General features: G+C 60.6%; 16 protein-coding genes. 8 read left to right on the forward strand and 8 right to left on the reverse strand.

What is annotated here, in order from left to right:
- Window positions 1-5 precede the first annotated feature (5 nt).
- The 4 genes from Q1A44_RS10065 to Q1A44_RS10080 all read left to right on the forward strand — a co-directional run bounded on the left by Q1A44_RS10065 (window position 6) and on the right by Q1A44_RS10080 (window position 4,853).
- A complete protein-coding gene (locus Q1A44_RS10065; protein WP_299623857.1) occupies window positions 6-827 on the forward strand; it encodes a tetratricopeptide repeat protein in 822 nt (273 codons plus the stop codon).
- 3 nt (window positions 828-830) lie between these two features.
- Window positions 831-2,078 (forward strand): tRNA lysidine(34) synthetase TilS, encoded by a 1,248-nt coding sequence (tilS, locus tag Q1A44_RS10070; RefSeq protein ID WP_299623860.1) that lies wholly within the window; start codon window positions 831-833, stop codon window positions 2,076-2,078.
- Between the two features lie 78 nt (window positions 2,079-2,156).
- The gene (ftsH, locus tag Q1A44_RS10075; protein WP_299623863.1) at window positions 2,157-4,076 is read left to right on the forward strand and encodes an ATP-dependent zinc metalloprotease FtsH; all 1,920 of its coding nucleotides are present in this window, start codon (window positions 2,157-2,159) and stop codon (window positions 4,074-4,076) included.
- 180 nt (window positions 4,077-4,256) lie between these two features.
- Entirely contained in the window at window positions 4,257-4,853 is a 597-nt protein-coding gene (locus Q1A44_RS10080; RefSeq protein WP_299623866.1) for a sulfurase, read from the forward strand.
- A 115-nt stretch (window positions 4,854-4,968) separates the two neighbouring features.
- Here Q1A44_RS10080 and Q1A44_RS10085 read toward each other — a convergent pair whose 3' ends face one another.
- On the reverse strand, window positions 4,969-5,553 hold the full coding sequence (locus tag Q1A44_RS10085) for a DUF6151 family protein (protein WP_299623869.1): 585 nt from the start codon (window positions 5,551-5,553) through the stop codon (window positions 4,969-4,971).
- 5 nt (window positions 5,554-5,558) lie between these two features.
- Complete coding sequence (gene phaZ, locus Q1A44_RS10090; RefSeq protein WP_299623872.1) at window positions 5,559-6,830, reverse strand: polyhydroxyalkanoate depolymerase; 1,272 nt, start codon at window positions 6,828-6,830, stop codon at window positions 5,559-5,561.
- Window positions 6,831-6,978: 148 nt separating this feature from the next.
- Here phaZ and phaC point away from each other — a divergent pair, with 148 nt between their 5' ends.
- Together phaC and Q1A44_RS10100 are read left to right on the forward strand one after the other, a co-directional pair.
- Window positions 6,979-8,784: a class I poly(R)-hydroxyalkanoic acid synthase gene (phaC, locus tag Q1A44_RS10095; RefSeq protein ID WP_299623875.1), complete on the forward strand. Its 1,806-nt coding sequence runs from the start codon at window positions 6,979-6,981 to the stop codon at window positions 8,782-8,784.
- 144 nt (window positions 8,785-8,928) lie between these two features.
- The gene (locus tag Q1A44_RS10100) at window positions 8,929-9,372 is read left to right on the forward strand and encodes a phasin family protein (RefSeq protein WP_299623878.1); all 444 of its coding nucleotides are present in this window, start codon (window positions 8,929-8,931) and stop codon (window positions 9,370-9,372) included.
- Window positions 9,373-9,453: 81 nt separating this feature from the next.
- Here the strand turns inward: Q1A44_RS10100 and Q1A44_RS10105 are convergent, their stop codons facing one another.
- The gene (locus tag Q1A44_RS10105) at window positions 9,454-10,332 is read right to left on the reverse strand and encodes a LysR family transcriptional regulator (RefSeq protein WP_299623881.1); all 879 of its coding nucleotides are present in this window, start codon (window positions 10,330-10,332) and stop codon (window positions 9,454-9,456) included.
- Window positions 10,333-10,434: 102 nt separating this feature from the next.
- On the opposite strand from Q1A44_RS10105, the gene Q1A44_RS10110 reads away from it, so the two are divergent.
- On the forward strand, window positions 10,435-11,385 hold the full coding sequence (locus tag Q1A44_RS10110; protein ID WP_299623884.1) for an NAD(P)H-binding protein: 951 nt from the start codon (window positions 10,435-10,437) through the stop codon (window positions 11,383-11,385).
- A gap of 86 nt (window positions 11,386-11,471) precedes the next feature.
- Complete coding sequence (phaR, locus tag Q1A44_RS10115; RefSeq protein ID WP_299623887.1) at window positions 11,472-12,032, forward strand: polyhydroxyalkanoate synthesis repressor PhaR; 561 nt, start codon at window positions 11,472-11,474, stop codon at window positions 12,030-12,032.
- A 40-nt stretch (window positions 12,033-12,072) separates the two neighbouring features.
- Here the strand turns inward: phaR and Q1A44_RS10120 are convergent, their stop codons facing one another.
- The 5 genes from Q1A44_RS10120 to Q1A44_RS10140 all read right to left on the reverse strand — a co-directional run bounded on the left by Q1A44_RS10120 (window position 12,073) and on the right by Q1A44_RS10140 (window position 17,773).
- The gene (locus Q1A44_RS10120; protein WP_299623890.1) at window positions 12,073-12,975 is read right to left on the reverse strand and encodes an aminotransferase class IV; all 903 of its coding nucleotides are present in this window, start codon (window positions 12,973-12,975) and stop codon (window positions 12,073-12,075) included.
- Window positions 12,976-13,060: 85 nt separating this feature from the next.
- Complete coding sequence (locus tag Q1A44_RS10125; RefSeq protein WP_299623893.1) at window positions 13,061-14,248, reverse strand: aminotransferase class I/II-fold pyridoxal phosphate-dependent enzyme; 1,188 nt, start codon at window positions 14,246-14,248, stop codon at window positions 13,061-13,063.
- A gap of 124 nt (window positions 14,249-14,372) precedes the next feature.
- Entirely contained in the window at window positions 14,373-15,674 is a 1,302-nt protein-coding gene (locus tag Q1A44_RS10130; RefSeq protein ID WP_299623896.1) for an FAD-binding oxidoreductase, read from the reverse strand.
- Between the two features lie 60 nt (window positions 15,675-15,734).
- Entirely contained in the window at window positions 15,735-17,093 is a 1,359-nt protein-coding gene (locus Q1A44_RS10135) for a glutamine synthetase family protein (protein ID WP_299623899.1), read from the reverse strand.
- Window positions 17,090-17,773 (reverse strand): type 1 glutamine amidotransferase, encoded by a 684-nt coding sequence (locus Q1A44_RS10140; protein WP_299623902.1) that lies wholly within the window; start codon window positions 17,771-17,773, stop codon window positions 17,090-17,092. Before Q1A44_RS10140 ends, Q1A44_RS10135 begins: the two co-directional genes overlap by 4 nt.
- Between the last annotated feature and the right edge of the window lie 14 nt (window positions 17,774-17,787).

Genomic DNA, 17,787 nt, shown 5'->3' on the forward strand with positions numbered 1-17,787 from the left:
GGGCGATGCCAATGATCCGATTTCTGGCAGCAGGTGCCGTGGCACTGGCCCTTGTGGGACCAGGTGCGGCGGTAGCACAGGATCAGACCCTGGCCGATATTCGGCAGGAACTGACGGTTCTGAACGTGGAAGTCCAAAAGCTGCGCCGCGAGTTGTCCACCACGGGAACCGTCAACACGTCGCTTGGCGGCGGCGATACGCTGGCCCGTCTTGACGCGATCGAGCTGGAATTGCGCCGGCTGACCGGCAAGACCGAAGAGCTGGAATTTCGGATCGACGTGATCGTGCGGGACGGGACCAACAGGATCGGTGATCTGGAGTTTCGTCTGGTAGAGCTGGAAGGCGGCGACGTGACGCAGCTTGGCCAGACCTCGACACTGGGTGGGGGGGCGGCCCCCGAGACGGCGGCTGTTGCACCCGCCCCGCAAGCTGAAACGCAATTGGCCGAACAGGAAAAGGCGGATTTCGAGCGGGCGCAGGAGGCGCTCGCCGCCCGTGACTTTCGCGCCGCCGCAGACCAGTTTGCGGCCTTTAATGAGACCTATCCGGGCGGCCCCCTTGCAATAGAGGTTGAGTTGCGTCGCGGTCAGGCCCTGGAAGGGCTGGGCGATGTGCGCGAGGCCGCGCGCGCCTACTTGAGCGCCTTTACATTGGGTCAGCAAAGCACGCAGGCGCCTGAGGCGTTGTATCGCCTTGGGGCGGCCCTGGGCCGGTTGGGCCAAAGCCAGGAGGCCTGTGTGACGCTTTCGGAAGTGGCCGTGCGCTATCCCACGACCCCCTTTATTGCGGATGCCGAAGCGGCCCGCCAGAACATCGGTTGTTCCTGAGCCATGTGCGCCGCGCTTATCGACAGCGTGGCCGCCGTGCTGGGGGAAACGCCTCCGAAACGTCTGGGTGTCGCGGTGTCGGGCGGCGGGGACTCCGTGGCCCTTCTTGCCGTCCTGGTGGCCTATGCCAAGGATCATGAGATTGAGCTGCATGTGGTCAGTGTCGATCATGGCGTGCGCCCCGAGGCAAAGCAGGAAATCTCTTTTGTAACAGACCTTTGCGCCCGCTGGGACCTGCCGCATCACGTGGAATACTGGACCGGATGGAACGGGCAGGGCAACTTTCAGGCCAATGCCCGCGACGCTCGCTATGCGCTGATGGCCGACTGGGCCTATGCCAACGACATCGGCCATATCGCGCTGGGTCACACCGCTGACGATCAGGCTGAAACATTTGTCATGCGCCTGGCGCGCGGGGCCGGTGTGGACGGGTTGAGCGCTATGGCTCCGCGCCGTGTCACACATGGGATCACCTGGATCAGGCCGTTCTTGCATGTGGAGCGGGCCGCCCTGCGCACCTATTTGCAAGCCGCGCGCATCAGCTGGTGCGAGGACCCCAGCAATGAAAACCGCGATTATGAACGGATAAAGGTGCGCGATGCGCTGACGGTATTGGGCACGCTGGGCATCACCATTGACGGGTTGGTGCAAGTGTCCCACCACATGACCAAGGCCCGTGAGGCGCTGGATTGGCAGACCTTTTTGGCGGCCCGCGATGTGGCCACCATCCAGCATGGGGTCGTGGCCCTCGACAAGCGTCGGTTTTTCACGAACCCGGACGAGATCACCCGCAGGCTTTTGGTTCATTCGGTGACGTGGGTGTCAGGCAGCGGCTATGCCCCGCGTGGGGCGGCGGTGACCCGTGCGCTGACGGCCGTGCGGGCAGGGCAGACAACCACGTTGGACGGGTGTCAGATCGAGGTTGATGGCCCGGCGGTCTGGGTGTTTCGCGAACACAACGCCGTGCGCGACACAGTGTGCGAGGTGGGCGAGACCTGGGACGATCGCTGGCTGATTGACGGGCCGGAGGATGACCCCGACCTTGAGGTCCGTGCCTTGGGATTTGAGGCGCTGGCGCACATTGACGGGTGGCGCGACATCGGCTTGCCCCGTGCGGCCCTCGCGGCCTCTCCGTCGGTGTGGTATGATGCCACTCTGGTCGCCGCCCCCATCGCCCAGCCGGACGAGGATTGGGCGGCCCATCTGGATGGTGGGGCAGATGCCTATTTTGCCGCGCTATTATCGCATTGAACTGAGCGCACTACTCTCTATCTTATAGACAACACTGCACGTGATGCGTCGCAGTCTGAACTTATCGGGAGAATTTCCTTGGGAAATGCACGCAATATCGCCTTTTGGGTCGTTCTGTTTCTACTGATCCTGGCGCTGTTCAACCTGTTTGGCGGCTCTGGCAATACGATGCAAAGCCGCGAAATCAGCTATTCTGAGTTTGTGGACGCGGTTGAGGACGGTTCTGTCAGCAATGTCACGCTGGATGGCGAGCAAGTGCGCTTTCGCCGGGGCACCGAAGACTTCGTGACCATCAAGCCCGAAGACGCCGAAGTCACCGACCTCTTGATCGCCAATGACATCCCCGTGCGGGCCGAACAGCAACAGCAATCCGGGTTCCAGACTTTCCTGGTGTCGCTGCTTCCTTTCCTGCTGCTTATCGGCGTCTGGGTCTATTTCATGAACCGGATGCAGGGTGGCGGCAAAGGTGGCGCCATGGGCTTTGGCAAATCAAAGGCCAAGATGCTGACCGAAAAGCATGGCCGGGTGACATTTGACGACGTGGCGGGCATTGACGAGGCCAAGGATGAGCTGGACGAGATTGTCGAGTTCCTGCGCAACCCGCAGAAATTCTCGCGCCTTGGCGGCAAAATTCCCAAGGGCGCGTTGCTTGTGGGCCCTCCGGGCACGGGTAAAACGTTGCTGGCCCGTGCTGTGGCCGGTGAGGCTGGTGTGCCGTTCTTCACCATCTCCGGCTCTGATTTCGTCGAGATGTTTGTTGGTGTGGGTGCCTCCCGTGTCCGTGACATGTTTGAGCAGGCCAAGAAAAACGCGCCTTGCATCGTTTTCATCGACGAGATTGACGCGGTCGGTCGCCATCGTGGTGCCGGCTATGGCGGCGGCAATGACGAGCGTGAACAGACCCTCAACCAGCTGCTGGTCGAGATGGACGGTTTTGAAGCGAACGAAGGCGTGATCATCATTGCGGCCACCAACCGCAAGGACGTGTTGGACCCTGCGCTGCTGCGTCCGGGCCGCTTTGACCGTCAGGTCACCGTGGGCAATCCCGACATCAAGGGCCGCGAAAAGATCCTTGGCGTCCATGCCCGCAAGACCCCGCTGGGCCCTGACGTTGACCTGCGCATCATCGCGCGCGGCACGCCTGGTTTCTCGGGTGCGGACCTCGCCAACCTGGTGAACGAAGCTGCCTTGACCGCGGCGCGGATCGGACGTCGGTTCGTGACAATGGTTGATTTTGAGGCGGCCAAGGACAAGGTCATGATGGGACCAGAGCGCCGCAGCATGGTCATGACGCCCGAACAAAAGGAAATGACGGCCTATCACGAGGCGGGTCACGCCCTGGTCGGTCACCTGCTGCCCAAATGTGATCCGGTCTATAAGGCCACGATCATTCCACGTGGTGGTGCATTGGGTATGGTGATGAGCCTGCCCGAGATGGATCGCCTCAACATGTTCAAGGATGAATGCCACCAGCGTCTGGCGATGACCATGGCGGGCAAGGCGGCTGAAATCCACAAATACGGGCCGGATTCGGTGTCCAACGGGCCGGCAGGCGACATCCAGCAAGCTTCGGCCCTGGCCCGTGCCATGGTTCTGCAATGGGGCATGTCGGACAAGGTCGGCAACATCGACTATTCCGAAGCGGCTCAAGGCTATACTGGCAACACCGGCGGTTTCTCGGTTTCGGCCAACACCAAGGAATTGGTGGAGCAGGAAGTGCAGCGGTTCATTCAGGACGGCTATGATTGGGCGTTGAAGGTCATTCAGGAGAATGAGCAGGAGTTTGAGCGTCTGGCCCAAGGCCTGCTGGAATATGAGACCTTGACCGGCGAAGAGATCGAGCGCGTTATGCGCGGCGAGCCGCCCCACGCGCCCGATGATGAGGATGGCGGATCGAAGGTCGAAGAGAAGAAACCGAGCCTGACCGCGATCCCGAAAGCCAAGAAGAAGTCCGATCCTTCGGGCGATGGCGGGATGGAGCCTGAACCTTCTACCTGAGGATTGGCACGCAAAATTCGGAAAAACCCGCCATATCGGCGGGTTTTTTCATTTCTGCACCAGAGGGCTGCGCGTGTTGTGGCTTACATCACAGGGTTTGAAACCTCGGCCACGATTTGTCATTGGAACTCATGGGCTTGGACGCGATATAGAGCGGTGAAACCGCAGGAGAACCGCCCGATGCCCGCCCTTAAACCCACGTCATTCTCCGCCCGTATCATCTGGTTGGGCCACGTGCCGGATCGTGGCGCCAGCCTGCGCGCGGTGCCTGTGGATGCGGTTGAAGCGACGTTGGACGGGTTTCCAAACGAGGATCACGGTGGTGCAACCCGCCTGTCCTGTTCGCGGGTGAAATCGCAATATCCCAAAGGGTCGGTCATTCGAAACACGCGGCAGCTGAGCATTGTCAGCGCCGAAGAACTGGCCGAAACGGCGGCAGAAATGGGGATGTCGGCGATTGACCCGGTGCTGATCGGGGCCTCGATGGTGTTAGAAGGCTTGCCTGATTTCACCCATGTGCCACCGTCGTCGCGGCTGCTGGCGCCCTCTGGCGCGGCCTTGACCATTGATATGGAGAACCGCCCCTGTACCTTGCCCGCCCGCGAGATCGAGCGAGAAGCGGCAGGTTTCGGCAATCGCTACAAGGCGGCGGCCAAGGGACGGCGGGGCGTGACCGCCTGGGTCGAGCGGGCAGGGCGCTTTGCCGTGGGGGATGTTCTGAGCCTGCACGTGCCGGATCAGCGGCCTTGGGCACAACTGGATGCCGCCCGGCGGTGATGCTGCGCCGCGGGGGCGCACCAATAGGTGCGCCTTACGGGGATGCTTTCAGGGTTTTTCGCAACAGATACGGCTGCGCCCGTAAGGCGGAGGTGTCCTCCGCCATCGTTGGGCGCTAGCGCTTGGGCAGATCAAGTGCTGCGCGCTCGGCCGCGCTGACCACATAGACCTCGCGCACGGGCGTGCCGGTCTGGAGGTCAAAAAACGGCGTCTTTTTCCATCGTCCTGTGATCAGCGCAGGACCTGCGTTTGACACCAGGCCAAGCAGGGAGCGCCCAAACCCCTCGTGCCCGCGTTTGCCGTTGGCTTTGCGCACAAAGGCGCGGGTGACGACCGGTCCCAGGGGGCTGTCATCGCTCAAACGATCGGTGCGAAAGGCGGCAAATGCGATCTTGGGTCGGCGTAAGGTGTTGAAAAGCGTTGCCCCACAGCATTGCGCCTGCCAGCGCAAAATCCCGGTTTCCGAGAAGGAAAAGACGGCGAGTTGGTCGAGCCCGGCGTCGAAGCGCACGCGGTCTGGCGTTGTTTGAAATATCCCAACTGGCCCGGGTGCTGGATCCGGTTGGCCTGCAAAAACCTCGGCGGACCGGCAATCGTGGCAGTAACAGTCGGTGCGGTTGCCGTTGCGCGGGCTGACATCCAACAGGGTGCCGCGCAAAACATTGCAATCGCAGGCGAAGGGGAGATCAACGCCTGCCATAACGCCTAGGCGGCCTTGTTTTTGTTGGCCGCTTTCTTGGTGGATTTGGGCGAATTGGCGTCGATGAATTCCAGCACCAGAGGCCGGATATTGTTGCGCCAGCTTTTGCCCGCAAAGATGCCGTAGTGACCCGCACCGGGTTCCACATGGCTTGCCTTTTTCTCGTCCGGCAGGCCGGTGCAGAGGTCCAGGGCCGCGATGCACTGGCCGGGAGCAGAGATGTCATCAGCCCCGCCTTCGACGGTCTTGACCGCCACGGTCGTGATCTTGCCGATATCAACGGGTTTGCCTGCGACCGTGAACTGGTTTTTGGCAATTTCGGCATCCTTGAAGATGCGTTCGACGGTGGAGAGGTAGAATTCCGCCGTCATGTCCATGACGGCCAGATATTCGTCGTAGAATTTGTTGTGTTTGTCATGATCACCCGCCACACCCCGCGCCACGGCGCTGATCTGGTCGGTAAACGCCTTCGAGTGTTTCTCGGCATTCATCGACATGAAGGATTGCAGCTGTAAAAGGCCCGGATAGACCATCCGCCCCACGCCCGGATATTTGAAGCCCACCCGCTGGATCATCATTTCCTCAAGCTGGCCCATTGTCACCCGGCGGCCAAAGTCGGTCACGTCGGTGGCATTGGCATCCGGGTCGATGGGCCCGCCGATCAGGGTCAGGGACCGCGGCTGCGCCTTGGGGTCTTCTGCGGCCAGATAGGCGGTTGCGGCCAGCGTCAGGGGGGCCGGTTGGCACACGGCGATCACGTGGGTGTCGGGGCCCATGTGGCGCATGAAATCCACCAGATAGAGCGTGTAATCTTCGACATCGAATTTGCCGGCGCTGACGGGGATGTCGCGGGCGTTGTGCCAGTCGGTGATGTAGACCTCGCAATCGGGCAAGAGCGACATGACGGTCGAGCGTAGCAGCGTCGCATAGTGGCCTGACATGGGGGCCACCAGCAGAACCTTGCGTTTGCGTTCCTCGCGACCGGCGACCTTGAAGTGGATGAGGTCGCCAAAGGCGCCGGGCACTTCGATCTCGACGCTTACCAGATGGTCCTTGCCATCCTCGCCCGTGACCGAGGGGATGCCCCAGTCAGGCTTGACCACCATGCGCTGGAAGGTACGCTCGGTCACTTCACCCCAGGCGCTCATCCATTGCAGGCCGGGGTTGGGCATCATGGCAAAGGCGGGATAGGATCCGATGGCCTGGGCCGTTGCCCCGAGCCACTGGTTCGTGGTGCGCATCGTTTCCATCAAGTCGTAGCTGATCATAAACCGCATCGTACATTCCTTCGTACCCTAGGGGCCCGGAATGCGCGGCACCCCGGACGGTTTGTCGCTTTGCCCCCTGAAACATGCGACCATATACGCAAGTCATCCGGACTGCGTCGGATGCTGCATGTGCAAACACTACGAGGAAGACGTTAATATGACAACCAATGACACCACCGATGGTGCTGTGACGGGCGAAAACCTCGACAAATTGAACACAAATCTCCGTAAAGTTGAGGACCTGACCCAGCGACTCACTCAGGTTTTGACGCACCGCAGCACGCATAATGCCGCCCTGGATGGCCCGAATCAGGAGCTGTTTGCCAAGGCGGCCAGCGCCTACTGGTCCGAAGCACTGCGCGACCCGGCCAAGGTGCTGGAGCATCAGTTGCAGTTCTGGTCCAAGTCCGTCACCCACTTTGTCGACGCCCAAAAGGCGCTGGCCAGTGGCAAGTTGCAGGCCCCCGCAGATCCGGGCCCCAAGGACCGCCGCTTTGCCAATCCGCTCTGGGACAGCCACCCCTATTTCAACTATGTCAAACAGCAGTATCTGATCAACGCCGACGCCATCACCAAGGCCGTCGAGAACGTGTCGGATATGGACGACAAGGAAAAGCAGCGTCTGGCCTATTTCTCGCGCCAGATCGTGGACATGATGAGCCCGACCAACTTTCTGGCCACCAACCCCGATGCGCTGGAAAAGGCGGTGGCGACCGAAGGGCAGTCCCTGATCAAGGGGCTCGAGAACCTGATCGCGGATCTGGAATCCAACAATGGCGAGTTGATCGTCAAACTGGCCGACGAAAGTGCGTTTGAGTTGGGCGGCAACATCGCCACCACGCCCGGCAAGGTCATCTATCGCAACCGTATGATGGAGCTGATCCAGTACACGCCCACCACGGAGACGGTGCACAAGACGCCTATCGTCCTGTTCCCGCCGTGGATCAACAAGTTCTATATCCTCGACCTGAAACAGCAAAACAGCATGGTCAAATGGCTGGTCGATCAGGGCCACACGCTCTTTGTTGTGTCCTGGGTGAACCCTGACGGCGCCTATGCCGATGTGGGGATGGAGGACTATATCGAAGATGGCTATCTGGCTGCCATCCGCGAGGCCAAGGCCATCACCGGCGAAAAACAGGTCAATGCCATTGGCTACTGTATTGCCGGCACCACCCTGACCCTGACGCTGAGCCTGCTCAAGCAGCGCGGCGACAAATCGGTGAAATCGGCCACCTTCTTTACGGCTCTGACGGATTTCGGGGATCAGGGCGAATTTGCCCCCTTCCTTACGGATGACTTTATCGACGGGATTGAGGCGGAATGTGCAGACAAGGGCATCTTGCCTTCCGTCATCATGGCGCGGACGTTTACGTTTTTGCGCTCGAACGACCTTGTTTATACGCCGGCCATCAAAAGCTATATGATGGGCGAAACGCCGCCCGCCTTTGACCTTTTGTATTGGAACGGGGATGGGGCGAACCTGCCTGCCAAGATGGCGATGCAATATCTGCGCGGTCTGTGTCAGCGCAATGAACTGGCCGAGGACGGCTTCAACCTGTTGGGCCATACTCTCCGCATCAGCGACGTCGAGGTGCCCGTCTGTGCCATCGCCTGCGAGACCGATCACATCGCTCCTTGGAAAGACAGCTATCGCGGCGTGCAGCAGATGGGGTCCAAGGACAAGACGTTCATCATGACTCAATCGGGTCACATCGCGGGCATCGTCAATCCGCCGACAAAAAACAAATACGGCCACTATACCAACCCCGATCTGAACCTCGACTACAAGGACTGGGCAGAGGCGGCCGACTTTACCGAAGGGTCGTGGTGGCCGCGCTGGGGCAAGTGGCTGAAAAAGCGGGCAGGAGCCCAGGTACCTGCGCGTATTCCGGGTGATTCTGCGCATCCTGTGCTGTGTGATGCGCCTGGCACGTATGTCGAGGTTAAGGCAAAGCCCTGATTTTCGGGCCGTTTTTCTGCAGCTGCACAATTTCATGCTGCGATGCAGAAAAAAGCTTGCAATGCTGCGGTGCAGCATCTATGTATTGTTTCAGACGCAATAAACGCGGGGATCGGCCCGCAGCGAACACAAAGGAACGATACAATGGCTAAGACACCTGACATGACAGCAATGTTCAAAGACGTTATGGGGTCTTTCCCCGTGGACACAGCGTCGATGGAAGACGCGTTCAAAACAGCGTCCACGCTGAACGAAAAACTGAGCCACGTGGCGATCGACGCCGCTGAGAAATCCACCGAGATTTCCTCCAAGTGGACCAAAGAAACTCTGGCGAAACTGGGCGACATGTCCAAAGCAAAAGCCGAGCCTGCCGACTATGCCAAAGCGATGACCGATTTCGCGTCGTCCTATGCTGAAGTCACAGCCGAGCACATGGCCGCCTTCGCCGAAGTTGCGAAAAAAGTGCAGATGGACACCGTTGAGCTGATGATGGCCGCTGGCAAAGACATGAGCGAAGACGCTCAGGCTGTTGTCAAGAAAGCCACAGGCGACATGACCGCTGCTGCGAAAAAAGCCGCTGCCAAGTAAGCGCATCCAGATTATCGCACCGCCTTTCCTCCCTGAATTGGTGCGATGACTGTCGGCGGGTCCCATGTGGGCCCGCCTTTTTTACGTTTGGATCAGGTTTTCTGCCAGCCAGTCGTAAACACGGCGCACCCGTGCGCTGCTGCGCAACTCGGCATGAGCGGTGAGCCAAATCGGCAGGCTTGCCACCGGCGCATTGCCTGAGACGCGTTTGACCCGAGGGTCTGGATCGCCCATGAGGAATTGCCCGAACCCAATGCCGCACCCCGCCAGTGTCATGTTCCAGCAGACGACCTGATCATCACACCGAAACGCAAAGCTGTCGCGCGTCACATCCAGCCCAGCAGCCCGCATGCCGTCGATGATCAAGGTGCTGCGGTCATAGCCGATCAAATCGTGGCCTGCGAAATCCTGGACCGTTTCGGGCATGCCGCGCCGTGCGATGTAATCGTGGGCCGCGTAAGCGCCGATGGCTGTATCCCCGATATGTTTTGAAATGACGTCCAATTGCGTGGGCCGGTACATGCGCAGCGCGATGTCCGCCTCGCGCCGCAACAGGTTCTCGGACAGGTCGGAGGCGACCACCTCAATTGCGATGCCGGGATGGGCCTGACGCAGTGCGGGCAGGACCTGTGGCAAGAGATAGCAGGCCACGATCTGGCTGGCCGTGATCCGCACGGTGCCGTGCACATCGACATCATGGCCGTCACGGCTGAGCTCAAACCGGGCAGCGGCATCTGCCATCTGGGTGGCATGGGCAACCAGATCGTGGCCGGCCTGCGTCAACGCCATGCCGCCACGTCCGCGATCAAAAAGCCGCGTGCCGATCACCTCTTCGAGGTTGGCGATATGACGGCTGAGCGTTGGTTGGCTACTGCCAAGCGCGCGTGCGGCAGCGGAAAGGGATCCGTGTTCGGCCACAGCCGCAAAGGATTGCACGAAGGACCAGTCGAGAGAGGGCATGAGGTATCCATTTTTGGAATGAATTATCTGATTTTGGCGGAATGATATTTGATTTTAGATAGAATATCTATGCTTCACCACATCAGAGCGAGAGGAAAGCAGATGCCATCGGTGATCATTCTAGGGGCCAAGGGCCGGTTTGGGCGCGCGGTTGCGACCGCATTCAAGGCGGCAGGCTGGACCGTGACAGAGCAGGCCCGCCATTGGCCTGACGCCGACCGGGCGGCGCACCGCGTTGCACTGTCATGTGACGATGCCTCGGCCCTGACCCAGGCTGTGATGGGCCATGACGTGATTGTCAACGCGCTGAACCCGCCCTATCCGGAATGGTCTGTGCAGGTTCCGCGCCTGACCGATGCAGTTCTGGAGGCTGCGCGCGTCAGCGGTGCGACGGTGATGATCCCGGGCAATGTGTACAACTACGGGGCCGATATGCCGCCTGTCCTGTCTGAGACGACGCCCTGGCGTGCGCAAACCCGAAAGGGGCGCATCCGTATTCGTATGGAGACGGCCTATCGCGAGAGTGGGGTTCAGACGATTGTGCTGCGGGGCGGCGATTTTCTGGAGGCAGAGCGGACGGGCAACTGGTTTGACAGCCATATCGCGGCAAAGGCCTGGACCGGCAAGCTGACCTATCCAGGCGCGCGCGGTGTGGTGCATACGTGGGCGTATCTTCCTGATATGGCGCGGGCGATGGTGGAACTGGCCGACATCCGATCCAGTCTGGGTCAGTTCGAAGAGTTTGGTTTTGGCGGTTATGCCGTGGACGGTGACACGCTGATTGCAGCGGTCGAGGCGGTCACGGGCAAACGTATGCGCGTTGCGTCCATGCCGTGGTCTGTGATGCGCCTCATGGGGCTGTTTTCCCCGCTTGTTCGAGAGGTTATGGAGATGCGCTATCTTTGGGACGTGCCGCACCGCGTGGATCAATCCAAGCTTGAAGCGGCGCTGCCCGCCTTTCAATCGACGCCCTTCGAAACGGCCATTGCCGCCTGTCTGGCACCGCATGCACCGGGGGCAACTTCGGCCTTGGCACACCGTCACCTGGCCTAATTCCCGGCGCCTTGTGCACCACGCTTTCTTTTTCGATCGGCTGCGCCTAAGCTGCAACGCAGCACGCCGTATCGGGGAGAAGGCACGTGACAGAAAAACCAGCACCTTTGTTGATCAAACGCTATGCCAGTCGCCGCCTCTACAACACCGAGACCAGCGATTATGTGACGCTTGAGGACATCTCGGGCTTTATCAGGGATGGTCGCGAGGTGCAGATTGTTGACCTGAAAACCGGGGACGACCTGACCCGGCAGTATCTGCTGCAGATCATTGCCGAACATGAGAGCCGGGGCGAAAGCGTTCTGCCTGTGGATGTGCTGAACGATCTGGTGCGCAGCTATATGGGAGGCGGGGCAAGCGTTGTGCCCCAATTCCTGCAAGCCTCGTTTGACATGCTGCGCGATGGGCAAAGCAAGATGATCGAAGGTATGGGGGCCATCAACCCGATGACAAAAATGCCGGGTTTTGAGGCCATGCAGGCCCAGCAACAAGCCTTTATGAAGGCTATGACCGGTGGTTTGGGTCAGTGGTCTGGCCCGTCATCTGAGGCGGAACCTGCCGCGGATGCCAAAGACGGTGGCGAGGATTTGGACGCCATCAAGAAGCAATTGGCGGAATTGCAGGACAAGCTGTCCAAACTGTCCTGAGCGGCAGCGACGGCACGGGTGGTGCACCGCCAGCTACGCCTTACGGGTGCTGCACAGCCGTGCGGAATTTGTCCTGCCCGATCCAGTTGAAATAGCGTTTCCGCAAGGCAAGCGCGGTGGGCCCGGCGCGCCCGTTGGAGAAGAACCGATCATCGACCCGCGCAACCGGGATCACCCCGCCGCCCGAAGAAGACAGGAACACCTCGTCCGCTTCCAGCAACTCGGCGAGGGGTAGGGCTCTTGTCTCGGTGGCAAGCCCGGTCGCATCGCACATCTCAAGCACGGTTTGCCGGGTGATCCCGTGCAAGACCCCGTGATCCGAGGTGACCACCGTATTCCCGAACACCGCAAAGACGTTAAACCCCGGCCCTTCGGTCACGTTGCCCGCATGGTCCAGCAGCATCGTCGTCTCGAACCCGTTATCCTTGGCCTCAAACAGGCCAGATGTGAAATCGCCCCAATGGTAGTTCTTGACCCTTGGGTTCACGCTGTCTTGCGGGATGCGCCGCACGGATTTCGCAATCCAGACGGAAGTGCCAGTTTCGGCGGCTTTGGGCGAAACGATATGCACGTAAGGGACGCACCAGGCATAGAAATGGTTGATGCAGTCGCGGGGATCGCGGCTGCCTGGGACGGGGTTGCGCCCGCGCGCAGCCACCATCGCAACATAGGCATCGGCCATTCCGGTCGCCGCCACCATCTGGTGCAAGGCGGTTATGATGCCGGACCGATCGCGCCCCACATCCATGCGCGCTGCGGCCATCGAGGCCTCAAACCGGTCGACATAGTCCTCCAGCCGAAAGAACGCGCCCTGCCAGACCGGCACCACGTCATAGGCAATGTCGGAATGGGTCAGCCCCCAATCGGTCAGGGGCAGGCCCGCGTCGGCCAAGGGCACGACCCGGCCGTCGAAGAAGGCGGCGCCATTCGCGAAGTCTGTCATCTGTACAGCCTAGGACGACGGCCCTCAAAAGGGAACAATCACGTGAGTTGCGCCGGTAAGGCTGGGGTGTCCCCCGCGATGCCTCTCAGGTGCCAAAGGCGCGCGTTGGCGTTGTAGCGTCTGCGACAGCATCCAGGATCACATCCGCCACCGCATCCAACATATCCACCGGTAAATGCACCGGCAGCCGCACATCGCAGGCCCGCATCAGCATCGCGCGCGTGCGCGGCAGTTCGGGCAGATCAGGGATGAACTGCCAATTCCAGAAGGCGCGCGCGTTGTCGTCGCTCAACCCGAAAACCTGCACCTTTACGCCTGCCGCACCTGCTGCCGCAACAAAGCGGTGCACCTCGTCATCGTTCATGCCTACAAGGTTGAACTGAATGGAATCCGGTGCCCGAACCTCGCCCGGCAAAGGGTCCGGAACGGAGATAAAGGGGCTGTTCGCCAGCAAATCGGCCACATGGTCGTGATTGCGCCGCCCGTCGATCACCCGTTGTGCCAGATGCGGAATTTGGGGCCGGATCACGGCCGCTGACAGGTTCGACAGACGCAGGTTATAGAGGGGCAGTCTGTTTTGGTGCGTGGCAAAGGCATTCTGCAACACCGGGTGCTTTTTCCAGTTATGCTCGTATGCGCCCGACATGATGATCGCGCGGGCCACCAGATCGGCGTCATTCGTGATCATGATCCCGCCTTCGCCGGCGTTGATCATCTTGTAGGACTGAAACGAAAAACAGCCCACGCGGCCCATCGTGCCGATCTTGGCGCCATTCCAGGTAGTGCCAAGTGAATGGGCGGCATCCTCGATCATGGGCACATCGGCAGCCTCGCAAAGCGCGATGATGGCATCCATGTCTGAGGTATGGCCCCGCATGTGGCTGACGATCACGGCGTGCACACCGGGCAGTTTGGCGGCGAAATCGTCGATGTCGATGCGGTAATTCTCGCCTACTTCACACAAAACGGGGCGGCAATCGGCGTGGATCACGGCCGAGGGCACGGCGGCAAAGGTGAAACCGGGTATCAACACGCGCGCATCACGGGGCAGATCCAGCGCCTTGAGCGACAAGAACAGCGCAGCGGAGCAGGACGAGACCGCAAGGGCAAAGCGGCTGCCCATGAGCTCTGCGAATTCTGCCTCTAGCAGGGCCACGGGTGCATCTGACGGCGCGGTGTAGCGAAACAGGTCCCCCGACTGCAAAAGCCTGTCGATCTCGACCCGTGCGGTGGGCGGAATGGGTTCTGCGCTGTGCATGTCTGGCAAAGTCATATTTAGGTTTCCTTATGCTTTACTGTCGCTTTCCTTAAATGAGGGGCCGTATAAATCAAGCCACTTTCTGCGCCGCGCCTGTAAAACGCAGGACAGATGGGCCGTTTGAAGCCTGAAAAAGCAGTTAGATGCCGATACGGTCGCGCAGGCTGTACCAGGTCATGGCCAGCGCAAGCAGCGGGCTGCGCATGCGCGGACCGCCGGGGAACGGCACGGTCGGGATGGCCGCCATCGTGTCAAAACCATCGCTGTCACCAGCGATCGCATCCGCCATCAGCTTGCCCGCATGGGTGGCCGTGCCGACCCCGTGACCGGAATAGCCCGAAGCCGACAGGGCATTGGGCGCCACCCGCACCAGATAGGGCAAGCGTTTCATCGTGATGGCAAGCGTGCCGCCCCAGGCGTAATCCAGCGGCACATCCGCCAGATGCGGGAAAATCTGCAACATGGGTTTGCGGATGACCGTCCGGATGTCGCTTGGGAAGCGGTAGCCATAACTTTCGCCGCCACCAAAGAGCAGGCGGCCATCATGGCTGAGCCGAAAGTAATTCACCACAAAGCGCCCGTCCGAAACAGCAATATCCCGCGTCAGAACGCGAGCGGCCTCGTCCCCCAAAGGGGCGGTTGCAGCGACAAAGTTGTTGATGGGCATCACCCGAGCAGCCACGCGGCCATCCAGCCCGCCAAGGTAGCCGTTGCAGGCAAAGATCACCTGGTCGGCCACAAGTGTGCCGTCCTGCGTTCGGATGGTTGCGGGTGTGCCGTGATCCACGTGGGCGACGGCGCTGTTTTCATGGATGACACCGCCTGCCGCCTCAACGGCCTGGGCAAGGCCCAGAGCGTAGCGCAACGGGTGCAAATGCCCCGCGTCCCAATCCACGACCCCGCCTTTGTAAGCAGGCGACGGGCACAATGCGGCAAAGTCCTCGGACGACAGCACATCGACCGGATAGTCATAGTGCATGCCCATGTGGTCGGCATAGCGATGCAAATCGTCAACGTCGCTTGCGCTTTCGGCAGTCCAGGCTATGCCGGGTTTCAGGTAGCAGCCGATCTCGTGATCCGCGATCAAGGCCTTGACCAGAGCCTTGGCGTCTTGCCCCAGGTCCCACAGTTTTCGGGCGTCCTCCTGGCCCAGCATTGCCTCCAGATGGGGCTGTTCGACCCGCTGGCCCGAGCCAAGTTGCCCGCCATTGCGCCCTGAGGCGCCAAAGCCCACGCGCTGCGCCTCGACAACCACGACCCGTCGTCCGGCCTTGGCCAGATGGAGCGCCGCCGACAACCCGGTATAGCCCGCACCGATGACACAGACATCGGCACGCACATCCCCCCGCAAGGCGGCGCGCGGCGGCGCCAAGGGGGTAGTGGCGGCATACCAGCTGTCCGGATAGGACCCGGCCGTATCGTTGGCATAAAGCAGGTTCACGCGCGCCCTTTCGCTTCATTGTTCCTATAAATACTGCCCCCCGGAGGGCCGATAAGCCGCTTAGACGTTCAGCAGCAGATGCTCGCGCTCCCAGGGCGAAATCACCTGCAGGAACTCGTCATATTCGGCCCGTTTAACGATGGAATAGACCCGGGCAAAATCGGGGCCCAGCACCGCGTGCAGGGCTTCGGTTTCGTCAAAGAGCGCGAGGGCCGAGCCCAGCACGCGTGGAATATCGCCGTCCCCTTCATAGGCGTCGCCCTTGAACTCGGGCGAGGGGCGCTTGCCCTCCATCAGGCCCAGATAGCCGCAGGCGAGGGAGGCAGCGATGCCGAGGTAGGGGTTGCAATCCATGCCTGCGATCCGGTTTTCCACGCGCCGCGCGTTCGGCTGCGACAGGGGCACGCGGATGCCCGTTGTGCGGTTGTCGCGGCCCCAGGCGAGGTTGATCGGGGCAGCGTGATCTTTGACATAACGGCGATAGCTGTTGACATAGGGCGCCATGACGGCCAGCGCCGCTGGCAGGTGGTTCTGCAAGCCTGCGATGAAATGAAAAAAGGCATCTGTCTCGCCGCCTTGTGGCCCGGCAAAGATGTTGGTGCCATCTTTGATGTCCAGGATCGAGTGGTGAATATGCATGGCACTGCCCGGCTCATCCTCGATCGGTTTGGCCATGAAGGTGGCAAAGCAATCGTGCCGCAGCGCCGCCTCGCGGATCAGCCGTTTGAAGTAAAACACCTCATCCGCCAGTTTCAGCGGATCGCCGTGTTGCAGGTTGATCTCAAGCTGACCGGCCCCGCCTTCCTGGGTGATGCCATCGATCTCGAACCCCTGGGCTTCGGCAAAGTCATAGATGTCGTCGATGACCGGCCCAAACTCGTCCACCGCGGTCATGGAATAGGCCTGACGCGCTGCCGCAGGGCGGCCAGAGCGGCCCGTCATGGGCTGGATTTCTTGCGCCGGATCAAGGTTGCGGGCGATCAGGAAGAACTCCATTTCCGGGGCCACCACAGGCTCCCACCCTTGATCGCGATAAAGCTGGACCACCCGTTTCAACACGTTGCGCGGGGAAAAGGGCACCGGCGTGCCATCGCGGTCATAGGCGTCATGGATCACCTGCAAGGTCCAATCGCCCGTCCAGGGGGCGGCCGTTGCGGTGCTCATGTCCGGTTTCAGGATCATGTCCTTTTCAATGAACCCGTCATCGCCTGCGGCCTCGCCCCAATCCCCGGTGATGGTCTGGTAAAAGATGCTGTCAGGCAGGTGAAAATAGTCCTGGCGGGCAAATTTAGACGCAGGCACCGCCTTGCCGCGCGCAATGCCGGGCAGGTCGGAAATGATGCACTCGACCTCGTCCAGCCGCCGTTGTTCAAGGTAGGCGCGCGCATGCGGCGGCAGTGTTTCCATCCAGTCGCTCATGCGATCCTCTTTTCCTTGAAAAACAGCGCAAACATGTCCGCAAGGCGAGCACTGTCGGTGGGGGTGTCCAACTGGTCCATGGCGTCCTGACGCAAGGGTTCGGGCACCACACCGGGGGCCCGCACATCCAAAAGGCCCTGCAAATAGGCGCGGTCAATCTCGGGATGTGGCTGGATGGTAAATACCTTGTCGCCATATACCAGCGCCGCATTCTCGCAAAACGCAGTGGACGAGACGACAGTGGCGTCGGCGGGGCGCTCAACCACCTGATCCTGGTGCCAGGCATTGAGCGTCACATCCTCGCCGTTCAATTGGTAAGCCTGTGCTCCGACAGACCATCCGCCGCTGAACTTTTCGACCCTTCCGCCCAGGGCCTGGGCGATGATCTGATGGCCAAAACAGACACCGATCATCGGGCGGTCGGTGGCGTAAATCTCGCGGATGAGATCCTCTAACGGGGCAATCCAGGGCAAATCTTCGTAAGCGCCGAATTTTGATCCTGTGATCAGCCACCCGTCGGCGGCATCGGGACCGGTAGGGAAGTCGCCATCAACCACGGCGTAGTTATCAAATTCCAATCCCTGACTGTCCAGAAAACGAGCAAAGATTTCAGGGTAGTTGCCATTGTCGGGGATCAACTCCTCCGCCACATGGCCGGTTTGCAAGATGCCGATTTTCATGGATCACCTGAGGG

Origin of the sequence: uncultured Tateyamaria sp., assembly GCF_947503705.1 — a bacterium.
Classification (GTDB): Bacteria; Pseudomonadota; Alphaproteobacteria; order Rhodobacterales; family Rhodobacteraceae; genus Tateyamaria.

Bases quoted from the DNA above. Each gene is read 5' to 3' on its own strand.
- Q1A44_RS10120 (WP_299623890.1), bottom strand. From the start codon at position 12,975: ATGACAGACTTCGCGAATGGCGCCGCCTTCTTCGACGGCCGGGTCGTG.
- phaC (WP_299623875.1), top strand. From the start codon at position 6,979: ATGACAACCAATGACACCACCGATGGTGCTGTGACGGGCGAAAACCTC.
- tilS (WP_299623860.1), top strand. From the start codon at position 831: ATGTGCGCCGCGCTTATCGACAGCGTGGCCGCCGTGCTGGGGGAAACG.
- Q1A44_RS10125 (WP_299623893.1), bottom strand. From the start codon at position 14,248: ATGACTTTGCCAGACATGCACAGCGCAGAACCCATTCCGCCCACCGCA.
- Q1A44_RS10100 (WP_299623878.1), top strand. From the start codon at position 8,929: ATGGCTAAGACACCTGACATGACAGCAATGTTCAAAGACGTTATGGGG.
- Q1A44_RS10110 (WP_299623884.1), top strand. From the start codon at position 10,435: ATGCCATCGGTGATCATTCTAGGGGCCAAGGGCCGGTTTGGGCGCGCG.
- Q1A44_RS10080 (WP_299623866.1), top strand. From the start codon at position 4,257: ATGCCCGCCCTTAAACCCACGTCATTCTCCGCCCGTATCATCTGGTTG.
- Q1A44_RS10105 (WP_299623881.1), bottom strand. From the start codon at position 10,332: ATGCCCTCTCTCGACTGGTCCTTCGTGCAATCCTTTGCGGCTGTGGCC.
- Q1A44_RS10140 (WP_299623902.1), bottom strand. From the start codon at position 17,773: ATGAAAATCGGCATCTTGCAAACCGGCCATGTGGCGGAGGAGTTGATC.
- phaZ (WP_299623872.1), bottom strand. From the start codon at position 6,830: ATGCGGTTTATGATCAGCTACGACTTGATGGAAACGATGCGCACCACG.
- Q1A44_RS10065 (WP_299623857.1), top strand. From the start codon at position 6: ATGCCAATGATCCGATTTCTGGCAGCAGGTGCCGTGGCACTGGCCCTT.
- Q1A44_RS10085 (WP_299623869.1), bottom strand. From the start codon at position 5,553: ATGGCAGGCGTTGATCTCCCCTTCGCCTGCGATTGCAATGTTTTGCGC.
- Q1A44_RS10135 (WP_299623899.1), bottom strand. From the start codon at position 17,093: ATGAGCGACTGGATGGAAACACTGCCGCCGCATGCGCGCGCCTACCTT.